Raw genomic sequence first — 4206 nt, forward strand, 5'->3', positions numbered from 1 at the left:
TTCCGCTGTGTACGACTTCGTCGTACGGTCGCTGCGCTCCCACGCCCGGATCGATCCCTCCACTCAGCCTTCCGATGTCGCTGGTTAGGCAAGATCAAGGTCAAGGGCACTCGAGCTAACGCTCATTGTTGAGTGGTTAGAAGCGGGTGGTTGGCTTGGGATTTATGGAGTATTCACCCCAGCCCTCTCCCGAGGGAGAGGGGCCGATTTGTGGGCCATTCAAAGCTTGCGTTCGACTCGGTATCGCAGGTTGGCGTTATCTCTCACATCCACCTCGGTCAGTCCCCTCTCCCTCCGGGAGAGGGCTAGGGTGAGGGCGCTTTTGATTTCCGGCTTTGCGTTGATGCGCGCCCAATCCCGTGTATCCCTTTAAACAATGTGTATCAAGCCGTTAGATCGGTCGCTTTTGGCGGCGTTGTCGCACAGGCTGTGCGGCGTGGCTGTGTTTTACTGCGGTCAGCAAAACGGACAGGAGTTTGCTTGCTCATGGAATTGAGAATTGATCGACAGGCAATGGTGCCGGTCGTGCAGCAGATTGTTGATGGGCTGACGGATTGGATTCTGCAAAGTGGTGTGCCACCCGCCACTCGTTTGCCTTCTGCCCGGCAGATTGCCCGGGGCAATCTGCTGAGTCATTCGTGTGTTGTCGAGGCATGTGAGCGGTTGGTGTCGCAGGGGGTTCTGAGCTCATGCCAGGGGACCGGGTTTGTGGTTGCTGCTTCGCCGTCGATGGCTGGCGCCGATGTTGATCCTGAATTGTCTGGCGGGCGCTATGGCTGGTGCGATGCGGTTTGCGATGTCGGCGGTGGCTTGAAGTTGGGTTGCGGTGGTTTGCCGCAGAGCTGGCGTGAGCCGGACGATCTCAGTTATGCGTTGCGTGAGGTGGCGCGTACGGACATGGCCAGTCTGTTCAATTACAGCACGCCGCTTGGGTTGCCAGCGTTGCGTGAGCAGATTGTCAGGCGCTTGAAGCGGCTGGATATCGACGCTGGCAGTGCGCAGTTGTTGAGTACCGGCGGCGCCAGTCATGCGCTGGATCTGATCGTGCGCACGTTGTTCAAGGCCGGCGACTGTGTGGTGGTTGAGACGCCGGGGTATGCGCCGTTGTTCGATCTGCTGCGCCTGCATGGCGTGCGCATGCTGGAGGTGCGTCGTACGCAGAACGGGCCGGATGTCGAAGCGCTTGAAGCTTTGCTGCAGCAGTTCCGGCCGGCGGCGATGTTCATCAACAGTCATCACCACAATCCTACCGGCAGTTGCCTGTCGCCGGGCGTGGCGCAACGTATCCTGCAATTGAGCAGGCTTCATGACCTGCGCCTGATCGAGGATGATGTCTACGCCGACCTGCACACAGGTCACGGTACGCGTCTGGCTGCGCTGGACGATGATAGTCGAGTGATTTATGTGGGCAGTTTTTCCAAGACGCTGAGCAGTTCCTTGCGGGTCGGGTTTGTCCTCGCAGACAGTGAGCTGGTCAGGCGCCTGGCTCAGGTCAAAATGGTCAGTGGACTTGGGGTATCGCGATTTTCCGAGGCGGTGCTGGCAACACTGTTGGCCAGTGGTGCTTACCGTAAGCTGGTGCAGCGCCAGCGGCAGCGCTTGAATGCTGATCGCGTCGCGGCTTTGCAGGCGCTGGAAGACGCCGACTGGGAGGTGTTCGGCCGGCCGGCGGGCGGGTTGTTTATCTGGGCGCGTGCGCGGACGGCCGATCAGGGCCTGGTTCGCGGCCAGGCCCAGCGGTGTGGCGTGATGCTGGCGAACGTGAATGCGTTCAGTCCCAGCGGCGAATCGGGTGACTGGCATCGCATCAACGTGGCGTACGCCTGTGACCCACGGGCTCGGCAGTTTTTCCGCAACACCGGTTCGGATCGACCTCCAGTGTTCTGAAAACGACGCGGCTGTAGCTTTTTGCCATTATTGCGACGGCAGAGACTTGTGCTGGTTCCTGGCCGTTGCGACTCTTCGCTTTACTGACAATGGCAGAGGGCTCGCGCAATGATTTCGGCCATGCAAGGACGTTTCGCCAACCTCGGTATGGCGAAAAAACTGGGAATCGGGTTTGTGTTGGTCTTGCTCTTGACCGCTCTGGTGGCGGCGATTGGCGTCTGGTCCCTGCAGACCATCAGCCTGCGCTTCGACGGGCTGAAGCAGATGTCCTCGCTCAATAGCGGTCTGCTCAAGGTGCGCCTGCTCGAACAGGATTATGCCTTGCACGGCAACCCGAAGACGGCCGATGCCCTGCGTGAAGGCGTGGACGGTCTGGTGGCCCTGGCTAACGAGCTCAAGGCGCGCACGCCGGCCAATGTGTCGGTGATGAACGATGTCGAGCAGTCGCTGGGCGCCTATCGCAAGGCGTTCGATGAATTCGTATCGCTGAGCCAGGCCAAGGATCTTGCGCTGGAGATGGCCAGTTGGTCGGTATCCAGCGTGGCTAATAACCTGGACGTGCTGCAGGCCGGGCTGGCCGACGACGGCGCGTATACCCTGAAGGACACCGAGGGCAAGGATGGGACGCAGTTCATTGAACAAGCCAGTCAGGTCAGCCAGGTATCGCGCCTGATGTTGCAGGCGATGAATGAGGCCCGGGTTCGTCTCGATCAAAGTCGCAAGGGCGACGCCGACAGCGCCGGCAAGGGCAACATCGAACAGGCGGCGCAAGCGCAGACGCAGGCCGAAGAGCTGAAAACCACGGTCAAGGACGAGGGCTATCTGACCGTGCTCAACGAAGTGTCCGGGCATATCGCCGGGTTCAACGACAAGCTTGCCGAATACACCGGTTTGCTGGATCAGGAAAAAACGGTCTATGAACAATTGCATCAGCGTGCTGAGCAGGTGGTCGAGCGGGTGAATCAGGCTTATGTTGCCGAGGACGCCGCGATGCAGGCAGAGCTGAAGAAGAATTCGCTGTTGATCATTGGCTCCTCGGCCCTGGCGTTGCTGGTCGGGGTACTTGCTGCATGGTTCATCACCCGGCTGATCGTCGCACCGTTGCGCAGCGTGATTCAGGTGGCGCAGCAGATCGCTGCCGGCGACTTGAGTGCCAGCGTGCAAGTGACCCGGCGCGACGAGATTGGCCAATTGATGCTGGCGATGCAGCAGATGGGCGCGGGGCTGAGCACCATCGTCAGCGGTTTGCAGGCGGGGATCGAACAACTGGCCAGTTCGGCGCAATCGTTGTCGGCGGTCACCGAGCAGACCAACCTTGAGGTGAGCAGCCAGAAGGAGGAGACCGAGCAGGTCGCCACCGCGATGAACCAGATGACCGCCACGGTGCACGACGTGGCACGCAATGCCGAGGAGGCGGCGTTGGCCGCGCAGACCGCGGATGACAAGGTCGAGAGTGGCCAGCAGGTGGTGCGACAGAGCATGGCGCGGATTGAGCAGTTGGCCGATTCCGCAACTTCCGCCAGTTCAAGCATCGAAAGTCTCAGTGCTGAAATTCAGAATATCGGCACGGTGCTGGAGGTGATCAAGAGCGTCGCCGAGCAGACCAATCTATTGGCATTGAATGCCGCGATCGAGGCGGCACGGGCCGGGGAGCAGGGTAGGGGCTTCGCGGTAGTGGCCGATGAAGTACGTGCATTGGCGCGGCGTACGCAGCAATCGACTGAGGAGATTGAGCGGCTGGTCAGTGCGTTGCGCTCGGCGGCGCAGTCGTCGGTGCAGCAGATTCAGAGCAGCGGCGAACTGGTGAAGCTGGCGGTCAGTGATGCGTTGCAGACCGAGAGTGCGCTGGGGAGCATTGCGGTCGCGGTGTCGTTGATTCAGCAGATGAATCAGCAGATCGCGGCGGCGGCCGAGGAGCAGAGTTCGGTGGCGGAGGAGATCAATCGCAGTGTGACGAGTATTCGTGCGAGTGCCGATCAGTCGTCGATTGCGATGCGGGGGAATGCGGCTTCGAGTGTTGAGCTGGCGCAGTTGGGGGGGGAGTTGAGGTCCATGGTTGGGCATTTTCGGCTTTGATTGAGCCTTGGCGGCCTCTGGGCCGACCAGGCTTTGGGTGTTTTGGGTGAATATTCGTTTTTTTTGGTGTGGCGGGTGGCGGTTTCGCCCTTACGGCGAGTCCCTTTTTCAGACGCCAAAAAGGAACCAAAAGGCTTGCTCCTACGTACGGCCCTCGCAAGCTCGGGTCCCTTCGCTCCGGGATCGATCCGGGCGCAGCGGCTACGGTTTGCTTCGCTGCACCTACTTCCGCTGTGTCTGGCT

2 protein-coding genes and 1 pseudogene are annotated in these 4206 nt (G+C 60.4%); all 3 read left to right on the top strand.

What is annotated here, in order from left to right:
• Nucleotides 1-486: 486 nt before the first annotated feature.
• The 3 genes and pseudogenes from ACYYKW_RS26385 to ACYYKW_RS26395 all read left to right on the top strand — a co-directional run bounded on the left by ACYYKW_RS26385 (nt 487) and on the right by ACYYKW_RS26395 (nt 3963).
• A complete protein-coding gene (locus ACYYKW_RS26385) occupies nt 487-1887 on the top strand; it encodes an aminotransferase-like domain-containing protein (RefSeq protein WP_093099363.1) in 1401 nt (466 codons plus the stop codon).
• 990 nt (nt 1888-2877) lie between these two features.
• Nucleotides 2878-3102: pseudogene (locus ACYYKW_RS26390) on the top strand (HAMP domain-containing protein); the annotation flags it as partial.
• Nucleotides 3100-3963, top strand: a complete 864-nt coding sequence (locus ACYYKW_RS26395; protein ID WP_418951642.1) for a methyl-accepting chemotaxis protein — start codon at nt 3100-3102, stop codon at nt 3961-3963. The pseudogene ACYYKW_RS26390 and the gene ACYYKW_RS26395, both read left to right, overlap by 3 nt.
• The last annotated feature ends 243 nt before the right edge of the window (nt 3964-4206 follow it).

It is taken from the genome of Pseudomonas sp. 15C, assembly GCF_055484735.1.